The 16,518-nt window shown below is 63.9% G+C and carries 14 protein-coding genes; 7 read left to right on the top strand and 7 right to left on the bottom strand.

Features of this window, described 5'->3' with window-relative positions; all coding sequences use genetic code 11:
• Positions 1 to 125: 125 nt before the first annotated feature.
• The 3 genes from ybeY to miaB all read right to left on the bottom strand — a co-directional run bounded on the left by ybeY (position 126) and on the right by miaB (position 3,679).
• Positions 126 to 833 carry an rRNA maturation RNase YbeY gene (ybeY, locus tag AOG28_RS17580; RefSeq protein ID WP_442854941.1) on the bottom strand — a complete coding sequence of 236 codons (708 nt, stop codon included), beginning with the start codon at positions 831 to 833 and terminating at the stop codon, positions 126 to 128.
• A gap of 113 nt (positions 834 to 946) precedes the next feature.
• Positions 947 to 2,056, bottom strand: a complete 1,110-nt coding sequence (locus tag AOG28_RS02150; RefSeq protein WP_052384763.1) for a PhoH family protein — start codon at positions 2,054 to 2,056, stop codon at positions 947 to 949.
• A gap of 273 nt (positions 2,057 to 2,329) precedes the next feature.
• Complete coding sequence (miaB, locus tag AOG28_RS02145) at positions 2,330 to 3,679, bottom strand: tRNA (N6-isopentenyl adenosine(37)-C2)-methylthiotransferase MiaB (RefSeq protein ID WP_043335279.1); 1,350 nt, start codon at positions 3,677 to 3,679, stop codon at positions 2,330 to 2,332.
• 834 nt (positions 3,680 to 4,513) lie between these two features.
• On the opposite strand from miaB, the gene AOG28_RS02140 reads away from it, so the two are divergent.
• Together AOG28_RS02140 and tmpT are read left to right on the top strand one after the other, a co-directional pair.
• On the top strand, positions 4,514 to 5,212 hold the full coding sequence (locus AOG28_RS02140; protein WP_082388145.1) for a TIGR04211 family SH3 domain-containing protein: 699 nt from the start codon (positions 4,514 to 4,516) through the stop codon (positions 5,210 to 5,212).
• Positions 5,213 to 5,252: 40 nt separating this feature from the next.
• Positions 5,253 to 5,924, top strand: coding sequence for a thiopurine S-methyltransferase (gene tmpT / locus AOG28_RS02135; RefSeq protein WP_225996460.1), 672 nt, complete (start codon positions 5,253 to 5,255; stop codon positions 5,922 to 5,924).
• Positions 5,925 to 6,074: 150 nt separating this feature from the next.
• On the opposite strand, the gene AOG28_RS02130 is transcribed toward tmpT, so the two are convergent.
• From AOG28_RS02130 to ggt, 3 genes are all read right to left on the bottom strand, one after another.
• Entirely contained in the window at positions 6,075 to 6,680 is a 606-nt protein-coding gene (locus tag AOG28_RS02130) for a YajG family lipoprotein (RefSeq protein ID WP_052384762.1), read from the bottom strand.
• 209 nt (positions 6,681 to 6,889) lie between these two features.
• Positions 6,890 to 8,173, bottom strand: coding sequence for an MFS transporter (locus tag AOG28_RS02125; RefSeq protein ID WP_235506913.1), 1,284 nt, complete (start codon positions 8,171 to 8,173; stop codon positions 6,890 to 6,892).
• 165 nt (positions 8,174 to 8,338) lie between these two features.
• Positions 8,339 to 10,099, bottom strand: coding sequence for a gamma-glutamyltransferase (gene ggt / locus AOG28_RS02120; protein WP_082388144.1), 1,761 nt, complete (start codon positions 10,097 to 10,099; stop codon positions 8,339 to 8,341).
• Positions 10,100 to 10,463: 364 nt separating this feature from the next.
• Here ggt and rpe point away from each other — a divergent pair, with 364 nt between their 5' ends.
• Entirely contained in the window at positions 10,464 to 11,171 is a 708-nt protein-coding gene (rpe, locus tag AOG28_RS02115) for a ribulose-phosphate 3-epimerase (protein ID WP_043335268.1), read from the top strand.
• 4 nt (positions 11,172 to 11,175) lie between these two features.
• Positions 11,176 to 11,517, top strand: coding sequence for a GIY-YIG nuclease family protein (locus AOG28_RS18610; RefSeq protein WP_442854940.1), 342 nt, complete (start codon positions 11,176 to 11,178; stop codon positions 11,515 to 11,517).
• Positions 11,518 to 11,604: 87 nt separating this feature from the next.
• Here AOG28_RS18610 and AOG28_RS02105 read toward each other — a convergent pair whose 3' ends face one another.
• On the bottom strand, positions 11,605 to 12,906 hold the full coding sequence (locus AOG28_RS02105) for an NAD(P)/FAD-dependent oxidoreductase (RefSeq protein ID WP_054555145.1): 1,302 nt from the start codon (positions 12,904 to 12,906) through the stop codon (positions 11,605 to 11,607).
• A gap of 251 nt (positions 12,907 to 13,157) precedes the next feature.
• Between AOG28_RS02105 and AOG28_RS02100 the strand changes: the two genes are divergently transcribed.
• The 3 genes from AOG28_RS02100 to AOG28_RS02090 all read left to right on the top strand — a co-directional run bounded on the left by AOG28_RS02100 (position 13,158) and on the right by AOG28_RS02090 (position 16,494).
• On the top strand, positions 13,158 to 13,862 hold the full coding sequence (locus AOG28_RS02100) for a phosphoglycolate phosphatase (RefSeq protein ID WP_054555144.1): 705 nt from the start codon (positions 13,158 to 13,160) through the stop codon (positions 13,860 to 13,862).
• 187 nt (positions 13,863 to 14,049) lie between these two features.
• Positions 14,050 to 15,537, top strand: a complete 1,488-nt coding sequence (trpE, locus tag AOG28_RS02095) for an anthranilate synthase component I (RefSeq protein ID WP_043335326.1) — start codon at positions 14,050 to 14,052, stop codon at positions 15,535 to 15,537.
• Positions 15,538 to 15,858: 321 nt separating this feature from the next.
• Positions 15,859 to 16,494 carry an anthranilate synthase component II gene (locus AOG28_RS02090; RefSeq protein WP_054555200.1) on the top strand — a complete coding sequence of 212 codons (636 nt, stop codon included), beginning with the start codon at positions 15,859 to 15,861 and terminating at the stop codon, positions 16,492 to 16,494.
• Positions 16,495 to 16,518: the final 24 nt, after the last annotated feature.

Raw genomic sequence — 16,518 nt, 5'->3', positions numbered from 1 at the left:
TTAGTTTCTCTTTTCCTCGGTGGCGATACCCCATCGTCGTGGCGGTATCGGGGCAGCCGAGTGACCCGGGGACAAGCCCCGAGCCACCCGACGGCGGGTGCTGCCGATGCGCAGGGGCGCCGGCATCAGTGATTCTCTTCCCGGTAGGGGTCGGCGATGCCGAGCCCTGCCAGCACATGACGCTCGAGCGCTTCCATGCGTTCGGCTTCATCGTCCTCGATATGGTCATAGCCGAGCAAGTGCAAGGTGCCATGGACCAGCATGTGGGCGAAATGATTTTCCAGCGACTTGCCCTGTTCCCGCGCTTCGCGGGCGACGACATGCACGCTGATGATCAGGTCGCCCAGAAAGCGCTGCTCATCCTGGCTTTGCTCATCAAGAGCTTGCTCAGCCGCGGTCTCGGGAGCCGCAGAGCCGAGGGCAGAAGACGCGGCGCCAGAAGTCGAGAAGCCAGAAGACGCGGCGTCAGAGGCATCTGCCTCGTCAGCTTCGCTCATGGCGTCTGACGCCAGCATGACATCGTCGTTGTTGTGACCGTCGAGACCTTCCTCTTCGCCGGCGTCCAGGTCGCTCTCCGGCATGCCCGCAAGCGGCAGGCTGTCGTCATCGCCTTCCTCGGCGAAGCGCGCGGCCAGTTCCGGCGGCAGGGCGAAGTCATCGAGATCCAGCGGCTCATGCGGGAAGGACAGCACGTTGGTCGGGGAGTCCTTGCCGCGATAATCGCGATTGAGGCCCTGACTCTCGGCTTCTTCCACCAGACGCACGGTCAGCTCGTACGGCGCCGCGGCGGCGCTGGCATCGCGCTCCAGCGCGCCATCTTCCGCGGCGGCCAGCAGCGCAGCCGCCACCCAGGCTTCCAGCTGATGGCTGGCCGGCAGCGGCTGGCCATCGAATTCACTCTCGCCGATGGCCAGTTGCAGGTCCACGACGACCGCAGGGGCTTCGCTCACTGGCTACCTCCCGTCGGGGTGCTGGCAGGCGGCACGTTGCTCTGGGCATTCAGCGCCGCCATGCGGGCTTCGCGCTCGGCCTGACGCTGCTCGCGACGCTCGCCTTCCTGCTGCTCTTCCGCGGCTTCGAAGGTGTCGTAGGCCTCGACGATGCGCTGCACCAGCGGGTGACGCACGACGTCCTTGGCCAGGAAGCGCGTGATGCTGATCCCCGGGGTGTCCTTGAGGACCTCCATCACGTGAGCGAGACCTGACTGGGTGCCACGTGGCAGATCGACCTGCGAGACGTCACCGGTGATGACGGCGGTGGAGCCGAAACCGATGCGCGTCAGGAACATCTTCATCTGCTCGCGCGTGGTGTTCTGGGACTCATCGAGAATGATGTAGGCGTTGTTGAGCGTCCGGCCGCGCATGTAGGCCAACGGCGCGATCTCGATGATCTGGCGCTCGATCATCTTGTTGACGTGCTCGAAGCCGAGCATCTCGTACAGGGCGTCATAGAGCGGGCGCAGGTAGGGGTCGATCTTCTGGGCCAGGTCCCCCGGCAGGAAGCCGAGCTTCTCGCCGGCCTCGACCGCCGGACGCACCAGCAGGATGCGTCGCACTTCGTTGTTGTTGAGCGCTTCCACGGCAGCGGCGACGGCAAGGTAGGTCTTGCCGGTACCGGCCGGGCCGATGCCGAAGTTGATGTCGTGATTGCGCATCTCGGTGACATAGCCCTGCTGGTTGAAGCCGCGCGGGCGCACCAGCACCTTGGGCGTGCGGATCACCACATCACCGTAGGTGGCGCCCTGGTCCTCGGCGGCCTCGACCAGTGCCTCGACGCCGGATTCCTGCAGGAACAGATGAACGGTCTCGGCATCGACTTCGCCGGCGCCGGTCTCACGATACAGATGCTCCAGCACGTTGGCGGTCGCCTTCACGGCGGCCGCAGGGCCTGCGATCTGGAAGTCATTGCCGCGGTTGCGCAGGGTGACACCGAGCCGGGATTCGATCAGCTTGAGATGCTCGTCGCGCTGGCCGGTCAGGCTGGCCAGACGCTGCGGGTCTGCCGGCTCAAGCGTCATGTTGAGAATGCGATTGGCTTGCTGTGACTGGTGGCTCAAGGCGTCGAATATCCTGATAGTGATGAGTGACGATGATGCTTGGCGATGAGGGGCAGCCGCGATGGCGGATACCTACGCGTAATGCACGGGGCGCTCTGCCCGCCACGGCGCATGACGGCGCCATTTCAGTGTCAATGGTGACGCGTTGCCGAAGTCTCAAGAGAGCTTAATGCGCGATGGCCGTACAGGGCAATTGTCCTGTACGGCCAGCGTGGCTATCTGCTTGATAGTGGGGGCTGATGGCGCCTCGTCAATGTCGTGAGCGAGGAGCGATCAATAGCGGTAGGGCGAGCTGAGCTCACCGCGCAGCGAGTTGGGGTAGGCCTCGGTGATCTCGACATCCACCAGGTAGCCGATCAGCTCGGTCGGGTTGGCGGCGCGGAAGTTGACCACCCGGTTGTTCTCGGTGCGCCCTGACAGCAGGCCCGGGTCACGCGGCGAGAAGCCGGAGACCAGGATGCGCTGGGTGGTGCCGACCATCTTGCGACCGATCTGCATCGCCTGCTGGTTGATGCGCTCCTGCAGGATGAGCAGGCGCTCCTTCTTCACCTCTTCCGGGGTGTCATCTTCCAGATTCGCCGCCGGGGTGCCCGGACGCGCGGAGTAGATGAAGCTGAAGGAGTGATCGAAGCCGATCTGGCCGATCAGGTCCATGGTGTCCATGAAGTCCTGATCGGTCTCGCCCGGGAAGCCGACGATGAAGTCGGAGGAGAAGCTGATGTCCGGACGCAGCGCGCGGATGCGTTCGAGCTTGTCGATGTAGAGGTCACGCTCGTGGCCGCGCTTCATCGCCGCTAGGATGCGGTTGGAACCCGACTGCACCGGCAGGTGCAGGTGGCTGACCAGCTCCGGGATCTCACCGAAGGCCTCGATCAGCGAGTCCTTGAACTCCAGCGGATGCGAGGTGGTGAAGCGGATGCGGTCGATGCCCTCGACCTGCGCCACGCAGCTGATCAGCTCGGCGAGGTCGATCTCCTCGCCCAGCTGGTTGAGACCGGCGTAGGCGTTGACGTTCTGGCCCAGCAGGTTGATCTCGCGCACGCCCTGGTCGGCCAGGTGGATGACTTCATCCATCACCTTCTCGAAGGGGCGTGAGACTTCCTCACCGCGGGTGTAGGGCACCACACAGAAGGTGCAGTACTTGGAGCAGCCTTCCATCACCGAGACGAAGGCGCTGGCACCGTCGCTCTTGGGCGCGGGCAGGTTGTCGAACTTCTCGATCTCGGGGAAGGTCACGTCGACGACGGAAATCTGCTTGAGGCTGTCGCGGCGGGTGTCGAGCATCTTCGGCACGCGGTGAAGGGTCTGCGGGCCGAACACCATGTCCACATGCGGGGCACGCTTGCGCAGGTTGTCGCCTTCCTGACTGGCCACGCAGCCACCGACGCCGATCACCAGCTCCGGGTTCTTTTCCTTGAGCTTCTTCCAGCGTCCCAGCTGGTGGAACACCTTCTCCTGCGCCTTCTCGCGGATGGAGCAGGTGTTGAGCAGGATGACGTCTGCTTCGGATTCGTCGCTGGTGACTTCCATCTGATGCGATTCGCCGAGCAGATCCGCCATGCGCGCGGAGTCATACTCGTTCATCTGGCAGCCGTGAGTCTTGATGAAGAGTTTCTTCGCCATTGCCTTGTATGAACGCTCTGAGCTGCGCACCCGGGCTTCGTGCGCCTCGCGCCCGGGCACATGGTGGCGGCGGGCAGCGTCAGCGGTCAGGAGAAGCGGGCGCGACTTGTAATGAATGAGCCCCGGCGCCGATGGCTGGCCGGGAATCGAGGGCGCGACGATACTGTGCCAAGCGGCACGCTGATCGGGTCGAGGCCAAAATCGGGACGGCACAGTATAGGAGTCTGCCGGCCATGCGGCCAGCCCTGTCGCATCGCTGTCAGCAATGAGGAGGATGCCTGCCAACCACCGGTTCAGCCTGATGGTGGCTGTGGTATCCTCACGAGAAAGCCCGCGCATGCCCTGACGCTACAACAGGGGCTTGGCATGTTTCATAGTTATCAGGCAGGTGTTGCGCAACGCACATCAGGCTGTCAATGGCTTGATTTGTTGAGGTTTTCATGCCGATAGCCCGGCTGCCTGAGCTGGTTAAAATTTGATCGATTTGTTGGCGGGGCAGGCATTTCGCCGTGCGCAGACCTGCCCCTTTGAGGTTGTCCCAAGACTTATCCACAGAAAGTGTGGATGTCTGAAGACACTGAAATGACAGTCTCGGATTTTTCTCGCGGCAATTTCGTTACCGTACGTCCAAGCGCGACAGCGATGCCAGGCAGGACGCCTTGCATTGCGCAACCTGGCAGACACCGCATGGGCAGACAGGGCGAGCCTTCCTTCGCCCAAAAGCGGTCGATCATGTTCGGCATGTGGGGACGCAGGATTCAGCGCGCTTGCTCCTCGTGCCCACACGCCTGACACGGTCGGCTTACGCCCTTAGACAGCCATGAAGAACACGATATGACGCGATTCTCCATTACCAGCACCCCTTCATCTTTCGGTCTCCTGTCACCCCGATCGCCGTGTTCGACGCTTGCGCGCTCACTGCGCCGTGTGGTGCTGGGGGCTGGCGTCGCCGGCAGCCTGCTGCTGGGCGCACCGCTGGCCAATGCGGCCACCGACCGCTGGGTCGCCGATGACCTCACCACCTTCGTGCGCAGTGGCCCGACGGATGGCTACCGCATCGTGGGCACGGTGGAAGCCGGCCAGCCGGTCGAGCTGCTCGAGGTCCAGAATGACTACAGCAAGATCCGCACCGCCAGCGGCGACGTGGTGTGGATTCCCTCCGCTGACCTGCAGGACACCCAGAGCGTCAATGCCCGGGTGCCCGAGCTGAGCGCCAGGGTCAAGGAATTGACTGCCAAGCTCGACGGCATCAATGAAGAGTGGGAAACCCGTGTCGAGGACATGAAGACCGGCCTCGAGACGCGTCAGGCGCGCATCGAGGAGCTTGAGCAGGCCAGCAACAGCCAGTCAGCCGAGCTTGCCCAGGCGCGCAGCAAGATGCAGGACATGGAAACCAAGCTCGATACCAAGAAGCAGGACCTGCTGATGCGCTACTTCATGTACGGCGGTGGCGTGGCGGGTGTCGGCCTGCTGGTCGGCCTGATCGTGCCGCACCTGCCGCGTCGCAAGAAGAAGCGTCACGGCTTCCTGTAAGGCATCCCGGTAACCGATAGCAGAGGGAGTGCGCCAGCTCATGTCGGCACAAGACACGACGATGGACGCGACGCCGGCCAGTGACCCCTGGCTGGCGCGATGGCAGGAAGGGCGGATCGGCTTTCATCTGCCCGCCACGCATTCGGCGCTGGAGCGCTGGTGGCCGCGGCTTGAGATCGCGGCGGGCGCCAAGGTGCTGGTGCCGTTGTGTGGCAAGAGTCTCGACATGCGCTGGCTGGCGGCGCAGGGCTATCCGGTGCTGGGCATCGAGCTTGCGCGCCAGGCCTGCGAGCAGTTCGTCGCCGAAGGCGCCGGGGATGTCTCGCGCTATCGGCTGGAGCACTTCGAATGCTTCCGCCAGGGCATGGTCGAGCTGTGGTGCGGAGACTTCTTCCACTTCCATATCGATCATGTCGATCATCTGGATGCCTTCTATGATCGCGCCGCGCTGATCGCCTTGCCGCCGGCCACCCGGCAGCGCTATGCCTTCCATCTGGCGCAGCTGCTGCCCCCGGGCGCGCGTGGCCTGTTGATCAGTCTCGAGCGGCAGACGGAGCAGCATCAGGGCCCGCCGTTCCATGTCGCCGAAGACGAGATTCGTCAACTGTTGAGCGCCAACTTCACGCTTGAGGTGCTGGAGCGTCGCGCCCCGGATGAGCGCGGCCTGCGTGAGACGGTATGGAGTCTGGTGCGCAAGGGGCCGCGTCGCTGACGACTGAGGAGTGACCTTGTCTGTCAGGTACCGTCCTCATGAAGGTCCAGTCCTCATGAAAAACGCCACCGCCGCCCAATGGGCGGCGGTGGCGTTTTCGTTGGTGGCGAGCTGCTGATCGAACTTACTGATCGAACTTACTGATCGAGCCTACTGGTCGAGCTGGCGGATCAGGGTGGTGTCCTGGAAGGCGCGAGTCAGCGCATCGCCGATCACCTCAGAGACCATCTCGGTGTTCTTCTCCTGACTCGGCTTGAGGGCATAGCCCTGATCACGCGTCGCGGTGTAGCTGCCGGTATAGCGCTGCTTGCCGGACACGGCGACGGCCTTGATCACGCCATTGAGTGTCGCGGTATCGGTGATCAGGCCGCCACGCTTCACGCCATAGGCCAGCTCGGTCAACGAGATGGTCAGCTCTGCTGCGCCCTGGTTGGCCTGCTCGGCGGACACCGGCACGAAGCCCATGCGGCGCAGGGCGCTTACGGTCTGGGCCTCAAGCTTGGGCGTCAGGTCGCCGGTCGGCACGACCAGATAGCTCGAGGCATTGGTGGCGCCATCGCGAGAGCCGATGCGCTCTGACGGACGCTCATCGAGCACATCCACCACCACCTGTTGCCCGTGGCCGACCACGCCCATCTCGCCGACCTGCGGATTGACGTACAGGCGCTGCGGGCTGGTGCCGCAAGCGCTGAGAAGTGCCGCCGTGGCGATCAGTGCCACGCTCATGCAGGTGGTGCGCAACTTGTGCATCATCATCGGGGTTCCTGGGCCTGAGGCCGGTTGTCATGGGAGTCATCTCGGCCATCCGTTGCCAATATCTCGCCTGCCGCGCGGGATGGCCGGAGCACAATGGCGCGAGTATAGGGCCAGAATGGCGCCTGAGCGTAGTGGAAATTCAGGCTCACGGCTGTCCTCTGCAAGCGACAGTGGCCGAGGTTCATGGCCCGTAGCCCATGGTCCATGGCTCATGCGCCGTCGACGCGTCTGCTCAAGGCCAGCAGGCCCAGCAGCGGGCCGGGCAGCAAGGCCAGCAGCAGCAGGCTGCCGTGGCCGGCGATCAGCGGCGTGAGCAAGGCGATCGAGACCAGCGACAGGCTGAAGCCGAAGGCATTCATCATCGCCAGGGCGCTGGCCTGCAGCTCGACCGGGGTGCCGCCCGCGGCGAGCGCCGAGAACTGCGGTGAGTCGATCACGGCCAGAAGGCTCCACAGCGCCAGTAGTGCCAGCAGCACGCCGTAACCGGCCTCAAGCTGCGTGGCGGCGACGAAGACCAACGTCAGCGTCACCGAGCCGGCGAGCCCGAGACGCGCCACCCACAGACTGCCGCGACTGCGCGAGAGCCAGCCCCCGATGACGCAGCCGGGCGCACCGATGGCGATCACCAGGAAGCTATGCCAGGCCAGGCTGGCAGGAGAGAGTGTCACGCCTGTCGCGCTGGCCATCTGGGTCAGCAGCAGAGGCGTCAGCGCCCACAGGGTGTATAGCTCCCACATGTGGCCGAAGTAGCCCAGTGCACCGCGCACGAAGCCGGGATATTGCCAGGCCGCCAGGCCTCGTGTAGCACGCGCGAGAAAGGTGTTGGGGCCGTCTTTCGCCGCTGTTGCTTGGCGGGGTGCTGAGGTGGCTTTGGCCACCGGTGGGGCCAACAAGGCGACCAGACCGGCACCGACGATGGCCAGCAGCGAGGCAGTGCTGATGGCTGCGCCCCACGGCAGCTGCATGCCTTCGCCCTGTTGCAGTGCGGCCAGCGCATGCGGCAGCCCGGTGCCAAGCACCAGCATGCCGACCAGCCAGGCGAGCGCGGCACCGGCACGGTCCGGTGCGGTCTGCACCATCAGCTTCAAGCCGATGGGGTAGATGCCGGCCAGTGCCAGCCCCGTCAGCACGCGCAAGCCTGAGGCGCTCAGTAGTCCCGGCGCGATCAACAGCGCCAGATTGGTCAGCGCGCCCAGCACGCAGGAAGCCATGAACAGATGGCGCGCCGCGAAGCGGTCCGCCAGGCCGGCAAGCCCCAGCACCAGGGTGCCGACGATGAAGCCGCCCTGCACCGAGGAGGTCAGCTGGCCGAGTGCCGCGGCGCTATCGCCGGCGAAGCCCCAGCTCGCCAGCATCGGCGTGAGTACTGCATTGGGGGTGAACCACAGGCTGGTGCCGAACAGCTGCGCCAGGGCGATCAAGGCGACCGGATAGCGGTTGGCCCATTGCCGCCAGCCAGAGATGGGTGGCGTGAGTGACTTGGTTGAGGACACGAGGGCACCTTGTAGGGCAGAGGGCGTGATGGCGCAGCAAGACGCGAACGGGCGACACCGAAGTGTCGCCCGTCACAGATAGCCCGCCCCATCAATGGGGTCAAGGCGTCATTGATGGGGCAGCTCGGCGATGCGATGCAGAGACTACCCCGTCGCAGCCGTCGTCTACAGCCCCATGGCCGAAGAGGTGGAGCGACGCGGGTCGGCACCGCCGTAGAAGGTGCCGTCGTCGATCATGATCGACTGGATGGCGCCCATGGCGTCCTTGGTCACTACCTTGTGGCCCATCGCCTCGAGCAGACGGATGGTGTCCTTGCTGATGCCCGCCTCGATACGAATCTCGTCCGGCAGCCACTGGTGGTGGATGCGTGGCGCACTGACCGCCGACTGGATGTTCATGCCGTGGTCGATCACGTTCATGATCACCTGCAGCGTGGTGGTGATGATGCGCGAGCCGCCGGGGCTGCCGGTGACGAGGAAGTTCTTGCCATCCTTCATCACGATGGTCGGGCTCATGGAAGACAGCATGCGCTTGTTCGGCTCGATCTTGTTGGCGACGCCGCCGATCAGGCCATAGGCATTCGGCACGCCCGGCTTGGCGGAGAAGTCATCCATCTCGTTGTTGAGCAGGAAACCTGCGCCATCGACCACGATGCCGGAGCCGTAGCTGAAGTTGATGGTGTAGGTATTGGAGACGGCCAGACCATTGCCATCGGCAATCGAGAAGTGGGTGGTCTGATTGGACTCATACGGCTGCGGCTTGCCGGGCTTGACCTCACTGGAGGGCGTGGCCTTGTCGAGCTCGAGCTGGGCGCGCAATTCCTTGGCGTAGTCCTTGGAGATGATGCCCGACAGCGGCACATCGACGAAGTCGGTGTCGCCCAGATACTCGGAGCGGTCGGCGTAGGCGCGGCGCATCGCTTCCGCCATCACGTGGATGGTGGCGGCGGAATTGAAGCCCATCGCCTGGATGTCATCGCCTTCGAGCATGTTGAGAATCTCGACGATGTGCGCGCCGCCGGAGGAGGGCGGGCTCATCGAGAAGATGTCATAGCCACGATAGGTGCCGTGGACCGGCTCGCGGATGGCCGGCTCGTAGGCCTTGAGGTCATCCAGCGTCATGATGCCGTCGTGGCGCTCCATCTCGGCCACGATCAGGCGGGCGGTCTCACCCTCGTAGAACTCGCGCGGACCATTGGCGGCGATGCGCTTGAGGGTCGCGGCCAGTTCCGGCTGCTTGAACAGCTCACCGGCTTGATAGTTGCTGCCATCCGGCTTGTAGAACACCTTGGCGGTGCTGTCCCACTTGGCCAGACGGTCCTTGGCATCGCTCAAGCCCTTGGCGAAGCGCGTCGGAATCACGAAGCCGTCTTCGGCCAGCTTGATGGCCGGGGCGAGGGCCTGCTCGAGACTCAGGGTGCCGTAGTCTTCCAGCGCCTTGGCCAGGCCAGCGACGGTGCCGGGCACGCCTGCCGCGCGGTGGGTGAAGCGTGACCACTCGGAGACCGCCTCGCCATTCTCGTCCTGGAACATCGTCTCGCTGGCCGCCGCCGGGGCCTTCTCGCGGTAATCGATGGCGACCACTTTGCCGGTCTTCTCATCCGACACCAGCATGAAGCCGCCGCCACCGATGTTGCCGGAGCGCGGCTGGGTGACGGCCAGCGCGAAGCCTGCCACCACGGCGGCGTCGACGGCGTTGCCGCCATCGGCCAGCACATCGCGTGCGACCTGAGAGGCCAGATAGTGGCTGGTCGCGACCATGCCGTGCTGACCTTCCTGGGGGTGGAAGCGCTCGCCTTCCAGAATCGCGGAAGACTCGGCGAAGGCGGCGGGAATCGCCGTCGGCAGCAGGCCGGCCAGCGGCAACAGTGCGGCGGCGGCCAGCGCCTTGAGATGTCTGCGGTTTGCGAGAGAGGTGTCGAACATGAGAGGTGTCGGTTCCTGTTATCGTTATAAGAGATGCGACATGACGCGTGCAATGCGAGGAACATGCGCAGAAGGCCAGCGAGCTGCTCACTGGACCGAAAGAACAGCTTAACTATCAGTTGCTAATGCACCAATTTCAACTTTGCACGGCAATATTCTTGTTGGTGTCTGATCTGGAAGGGTAATGAGGGCTTGGTGTGAGGGCGGCTTATGGGTGCGAGTCGCAGTGGAGTGCCTGGCGTGGGCCGGCGACGGATCGGCAGCGACGGACCGGCAGGCTGGCGGTGCACATTCACACAGCGCCTGTCTTTTGTGAGAGGGTGGCGTAAAATGCCTCTTCCACTTCTCGCTGGCGCCTGATGACATGTCTGAACTACTGCCGAATGACTTCAAGATTGCCCCGTCGATCCTGTCCGCTGACTTCGCCCGCCTGGGGCAGGAGGTCGAGGATGTGCTGGCCTCCGGGGCCGATATCGTCCACTTCGACGTGATGGACAATCATTACGTGCCCAACCTGACCATCGGGCCGATGGTGTGCAAGGCGCTGCGTGATTACGGCATCAGCGCCGAGATCGATGCCCACCTGATGGTCACGCCGGTCGACCGCATGATCGGTGACTTCGCCGAGGCCGGTGCCAGCTACATCACCTTTCATCCGGAAGCCTCCGACCACGTCGATCGCTCGCTGCAGCTGATTCGTGATGCGGGCTGCAAGTCCGGTCTGGTATTCAATCCGGCCACGCCGCTGTCCTACCTCGACTACGTGATGGACAAGGTCGACATGATTCTGTTGATGAGCGTCAACCCGGGCTTCGGCGGCCAGTCGTTCATCCCCGGTACCCTCGACAAGCTGCGTGAAGCGCGTCGTCGCATCGATGCCTCCGGCTACAACATCCGTCTCGAGATCGATGGTGGCGTCAAGGTCGACAACATCGCCGAGATCGCGCGCGCCGGTGCCGACACCTTCGTGGCCGGTTCCGCCATCTTCAATGCGCGCAGTGACAGCGATGCCAACCGCTACGACAGCGTATTGGCGAAGCTGCGTGCCGAGCTTGCCAGTGTGCGCAGCTGATCGCGTGACGGATGAAAGCGCGCGAGCTGGCGAGGCAGTCGATGGCTCGGCTCACGCCGCGGTACTCAGCGAGTGGTCGCTGTATGTGCTCGAGACGGCCCAGGGGCGCCTCTATACCGGTATCAGTACCGATGTGGCGCGCCGCCTTAGCGAGCATGAAGGCGGCAAGCGCGGTGCGCGGGCGCTGCGCGGCAAGGGGCCGCTCTCGCTGTGTTATCAACAGGTGGTCGGCGATCGCTCGCGGGCGCTCAAGCTTGAGTATCGCGTCAAGCAGTTGAGTGTGGCGGCCAAGCGCCGCTTGATCGCCGGTGAGCTTGCGCTGGACAGCCTGCTCGGCGAGACCTGACGGTCTGCTTGATTGAATGCGTGAAACGAAAACGCCCCCAGCGGTCTCCGCTGGGGGCGTTTTACGTTTTGCGTTACTGGCGAGCGATCAATGCAGTTTCATCTTCGGACGCAGGTAACGGTTCAGGCCATCGACCACCACCGTCATGCCGGTCTTGACCACGCCGTGAATCGCCATCTGGTGCATGCGATACAGCGAGGCGTAGAAGAACTTGGCCAGGCGGCCTTCGATGAACAGCGAACGCGCCGAGGCACCGCGCATCAGCGAGCCGACGGCATCGAAGTGCGCCAGCGAGATCAGCGAGCCGTGGTCCTTGAACACGAAGTCCTTGAGCGGCTTGTTGGCCATCGCGGCGCGCAGGTTCTTGACCATCAGGCTGGCCTGCTGGTGAGCGGCCTGGGCGCGCGGCGGGACGCGCTTGTCATCCGGCTGCGGGCAGCTGGCACAGTCACCGAGGGCAAAGATGAACTTATCATCGATGCTCTGCATGGTCTGGTGCACCTTGACCTGATGGTTGCGCTCGGTGGACAGACCCAGCTCGGACAGGAAGGCGGGCGCACGGATACCGGCGGCCCACACGCTCAGGTCGGCTTCGATCAAGGTGCCATCGGCAGTGGTGATGCCGCGTGAGTCGGCGCAAGTCACTCGGGTATCGACGTGGATATCGACGCCCAGCTTGGTCAGCTCCTTGGCGACCGGCTTGCCGATGCGTTCCGGCAGGGCGGGCAGGATGCGCGGTGCGGCCTCGATCAGGTGGACCTTGACCTGGCGGTCTTCCAGCGAGGAGAAGCCGTAGCTGTGCAGCATCTTGGAGGCATCGAACAGCTCGGCGGAGAGTTCGACCCCGGTGGCGCCGGCGCCGATGATGGCGACGTTGAGCTGCTGGCGCTCACATTCCTCACCGTTGGCGCTGAAGCGCAGGAAGGTGTCGAGCATGTCGCGGCGGAATTTCTCGGCCTGCTGCGGGCTGTCCAGGAAGTGGCAATGTTCGGCGACGCCTTCGGTGCCGAAATCATTGGACACGCTGCCCAGTGACAGCACCAGATAGTCATAGCTGAGCTGGCGGGCAGGCAGCAGCACGTTGCCCTTGGCGTCATGGATGGCGGCCAGGGTCAGCTGCTTCTCTTCACGCTCCAGGCTTTCCAGGGTGCCGCGCTGGAACTTGTAGCCGTGGGCCTTGGAATGGCCCTGGTAGGAGACTTCATCGAGACCGGAATCCAGCACGCCGGTGGCCACTTCGTGCAGCAGCGGCTTCCAGATGTGCGTGGAATTGCGGTCGATCAGAATGATCTCGGCTTTCTTCTTGCGGCCCAGCTTGTGGCCCAGTTTGGTGACGAGTTCCAGACCGCCGGCGCCTCCGCCAACGACTACGATGCGGGGAATGGCCATTGAGTGCTCCTCAGTGACAAGATTGATGGGAAGGTGTGAAAAGTGTCGGCCGGCTATCGAGTCAGAACATGCAAGGCCCGGAGTCGATAACTGGCGTCGCGATACCGCTATGATAACAAGATAATGAGCGTGCTAAATAGTGCTGCATGCGCGAGATGTCGTTATTTTACGTATATTCGCCATGAGCACGCGAGAACTCGGTGTTGCGCTTTTGGCACCTACACGAATTCTGTCGCTGAAAAGGAGCAAGGATGCACGATCATCCCACATTCACAGGTCCGGTACATCCGTCGCTCAGGGCGATCGAGATGGTCGCCTTCGACCTCGATGGCACCCTGATCGACTCGGTGCCGGACCTCGCCCATGCGATCGACTGCATGCTTGAGCAAGAGGGGCTGGCGGCGCTGGGCGAGGCGCGGGTACGCGACTTTGTCGGCAATGGGTCGCGGGTACTGGTGGAGCGCGCCCTGGCAGCTCATGGCCTGGCGACCGATGACCTGGCGCGGGTCGAGCAGGCGCATCAGAGCTTTTTGGCACATTACGCCGCCGACCCCAGCTCGCGTACGCGACTCTATCCCGGGGTGCGGGAATGTCTGGAGGGTCTGCGCCAGGCCGGGATCTCGCTGGTGCTGATCACCAACAAGCCGGAAGCCTTCATCGAACCGCTGCTTTCGCACTTCGCGCTGAGCGAGCATTTCGCGCTGGCGCTGGGCGGCGATAGCCTGCCGACGCGCAAACCGGACCCCGCGCCCCTGCTGTTCGCCGCCGAGCGGCTGGAGGTGTTGCCGCGTCAGGCCTTGATGGTCGGTGACTCGCGCCACGATATCGCGGCAGGCCGCGCCGCCGGTTTCCGCACCCTGGCGGTACCTTACGGCTACAACCATGGCGAGCCGATCTCGCGCAGCCACCCGGACTACCTCGTCGACTCGCTCGCCGAGCTGGTCGTGGCTGGCTGAGTGACGCTGATTGATGGGAATTGACAGAGCGAGGCTGGTGTCCAGCTCGGGCGCACAGTGAGGCATGAGATGGCAGAACTTGCCTCCAGCAGCGCTGCCGCCAGCGACCCGCGATGATAGACTGAGTCCCAGACAAGCCGGCCCCGTGTCGGCAACGCACCCTCCGTGGAAGGAACTGCAGGTCATGATGACCCCACAACACTTCGCTGAACTGGCCGAAGCCGGTTACAACCGCATTCCCGTCACCCGTGACGTGCTGGCGGATCTCGACACGCCACTGTCTACCTATCTCAAGCTGGCCGACATGCCGTGGACCTTCCTGTTGGAGTCCGTGCAGGGCGGAGAGAAGTGGGGGCGTTATTCCATCATCGGCCTGCCGTGTCGTGAGCGCATCGAGGTGCGTGGCCAGGTGGTCTCGCATCTGATCAATGGCGAGCAGACCGGCATGACCGAGGTCGAGGACCCCCTCGATTGGATCGAGCAGTTCCAGACCCGTTTCCGTGTGCCGGTCATCGACGGTGCGCCACGCTTCAATGGCGGCCTGGTCGGCTACTTCGGCTATGACACCGTGCGCTATATCGAACCGCGCCTGCGCGGCGTCGAGAAGCCGGACCCGCTGGGCGTGCCGGACATCCTGCTGATGGTCGCCGACGAGCTGGTGATCTTCGATAACCTGTCCGGGCGTCTGACGCTGTTGACCCACGCCGACCCGGCAACCCCCAACGCCTATGAGGCCGCCTGCGAGCGTCTCGAACGCCTCGAGATCCAGCTGCGCAGCGCGACGCTGAACACCGTCAGCCCCGGCACCGGCGGCGAGCCGGTCAAGGAGACCGACTTCACCTCCGGCTTCACCGAGGAAGGCTTCAAGGGCGCAGTGGAGAAGATCAAGGAATACGTGCTGGCCGGTGATGTCATGCAGTGCGTGCCGTCGCAGCGCATGTCGATTCCCTACCGCGCCGCGCCGCTGGATCTCTACCGTGCACTGCGCAGCCTGAATCCTTCGCCGTACATGTTCTTCTTCAATCTGGATGACCACCACGTCATCGGCTCGTCGCCGGAGATTCTCTCGCGTCTCGAGGATGGCGAGGTCGCGGTGCGCCCGATCGCCGGCACCCGCGTGCGCGGCGCCACCGAAGAGGAAGACCTGGCGTTGGAGAAGGACCTGCTGTCAGACCCCAAGGAAGTCGCCGAGCACCTGATGCTGATCGACCTGGGTCGCAACGATGCCGGTCGCATCAGCCAGACCGGCAGTGTCAAGGTGACGGACCAGATGGTGGTGGAGCGCTATTCCCACGTCATGCACATCGTCTCCAACGTCACCGGCAAGCTGAAGGAAGGCCTGGGGCCGATGGACGTGCTGCGGGCCACCTTCCCGGCCGGCACCCTGTCCGGCGCGCCGAAGATTCGCGCCATGGAGATCATCGACGAGGTGGAGCCGGTCAAGCGCGGCATCTATTCCGGCGCGGTGGGCTATCTCTCCTGGCACGGCAACATGGATACCGCCATCGCGATCCGCACCGCGGTACTCAAGGACAAGGTGCTGCACGTTCAGGCCGGCGCCGGCATCGTGGCCGATTCCGTGCCGCAGTCCGAGTGGGACGAGACCCTCAACAAGGGGCGTGCCCTGTTCCGTGCCGTGGCGATGGCGGAGCGCGGTCTGGACAATCTGGACTGATCGGCGCGCCACGCATTTCGGGAGTGACTCGCCAGTGTTCGCGGGTCACTCCCTGCAACGGCGCATGTGATTGACACTCCTGGCAGCTCAACGCACTATTGACCCATGACGCTACGTAACCCGCACGACCTCAGCCAGCAGTGGTGGCGCTCCTGACAAGGGGGCGGCTTTCGCATGTCTGAAGTTCGAGGACGTACGACCAGAAGAATGCCGCCGACCAGGGCGGCATTTTTGTTGCTGGACGGCGGGAACGACACCACAGGAGAGCGGCAGGCCGGTCAATCACGGCGCATGATCCGCTCCCGAGAATGGACACTGACCATGCAGACATTCACTTCGCAGGACGCCAGCACGCCACGCGTGCTGATGATCGACAACTTTGACAGCTTCACCTACAACATCGTCCAGTATCTGAGTGAGCTGGGCGCGGAAGTGCTGACCGTGCGCAATGACGCCATCACGCTCGAGCAGATCGAGGCGCTCGGTGCATCACATCTGGTGCTGGGCCCGGGCCCGTGTACGCCCAACGAGGCCGGCATCACGCTGGAAACCATTCGCCACTTCGCCGGCAAGCTGCCGATTCTGGGCGTGTGCCTCGGTCACCAGGCCATCGGTCAGGTCTACGGTGGCAAGGTGGTACGTGCGCCCCAGGTGATGCACGGCAAGACCTCCGCCGTGCGTCACGACAACAGCGGTGTCTTCGTCGCGCTGGCCGAGCCGCTGGAAGTCACGCGTTATCACTCGCTGGTGGTCGATCGTGAGAGCCTGCCCGAGTGTCTGATCGTCACCAGCTGGACGGATGATGACGATGTCACGCCGCAGTTGATCATGGGCCTGCGCCATCGCGAGCTGGATGTCGAAGGCGTCCAGTTCCACCCTGAGTCGATCCTGACATTGCAGGGTCATGAGCTTCTGGCTAACTTCCTGCGTCGCGGCGAGGCTGCGAAAGCCGCCTGAGCGGGCGTTGATCGCAAGAGTCAC

The sequence above is a fragment of the Cobetia sp. UCD-24C genome, assembly GCF_001306765.1.
GTDB lineage: Bacteria > Pseudomonadota > Gammaproteobacteria > Pseudomonadales > Halomonadaceae > Cobetia > Cobetia amphilecti.
The sequence above is the reverse complement of the archived record's forward strand: the minus strand, read 5'-3'. Positions and strand labels throughout refer to the sequence as shown.

Excerpts from the sequence above, each read along its gene's own strand:
- miaB (WP_043335279.1), bottom strand. The coding sequence starts at position 3,679 with ATGGCGAAGAAACTCTTCATCAAGACTCACGGCTGCCAGATGAACGAG.
- AOG28_RS02140 (WP_082388145.1), top strand. The coding sequence starts at position 4,514 with ATGACGCGATTCTCCATTACCAGCACCCCTTCATCTTTCGGTCTCCTG.
- tmpT (WP_225996460.1), top strand. The coding sequence starts at position 5,253 with ATGTCGGCACAAGACACGACGATGGACGCGACGCCGGCCAGTGACCCC.
- AOG28_RS02130 (WP_052384762.1), bottom strand. The coding sequence starts at position 6,680 with ATGATGATGCACAAGTTGCGCACCACCTGCATGAGCGTGGCACTGATC.
- ggt (WP_082388144.1), bottom strand. The coding sequence starts at position 10,099 with ATGTTCGACACCTCTCTCGCAAACCGCAGACATCTCAAGGCGCTGGCC.
- rpe (WP_043335268.1), top strand. The coding sequence starts at position 10,464 with ATGTCTGAACTACTGCCGAATGACTTCAAGATTGCCCCGTCGATCCTG.
- AOG28_RS02105 (WP_054555145.1), bottom strand. The coding sequence starts at position 12,906 with ATGGCCATTCCCCGCATCGTAGTCGTTGGCGGAGGCGCCGGCGGTCTG.
- AOG28_RS02100 (WP_054555144.1), top strand. The coding sequence starts at position 13,158 with ATGCACGATCATCCCACATTCACAGGTCCGGTACATCCGTCGCTCAGG.
- trpE (WP_043335326.1), top strand. The coding sequence starts at position 14,050 with ATGACCCCACAACACTTCGCTGAACTGGCCGAAGCCGGTTACAACCGC.
- AOG28_RS02090 (WP_054555200.1), top strand. The coding sequence starts at position 15,859 with ATGCAGACATTCACTTCGCAGGACGCCAGCACGCCACGCGTGCTGATG.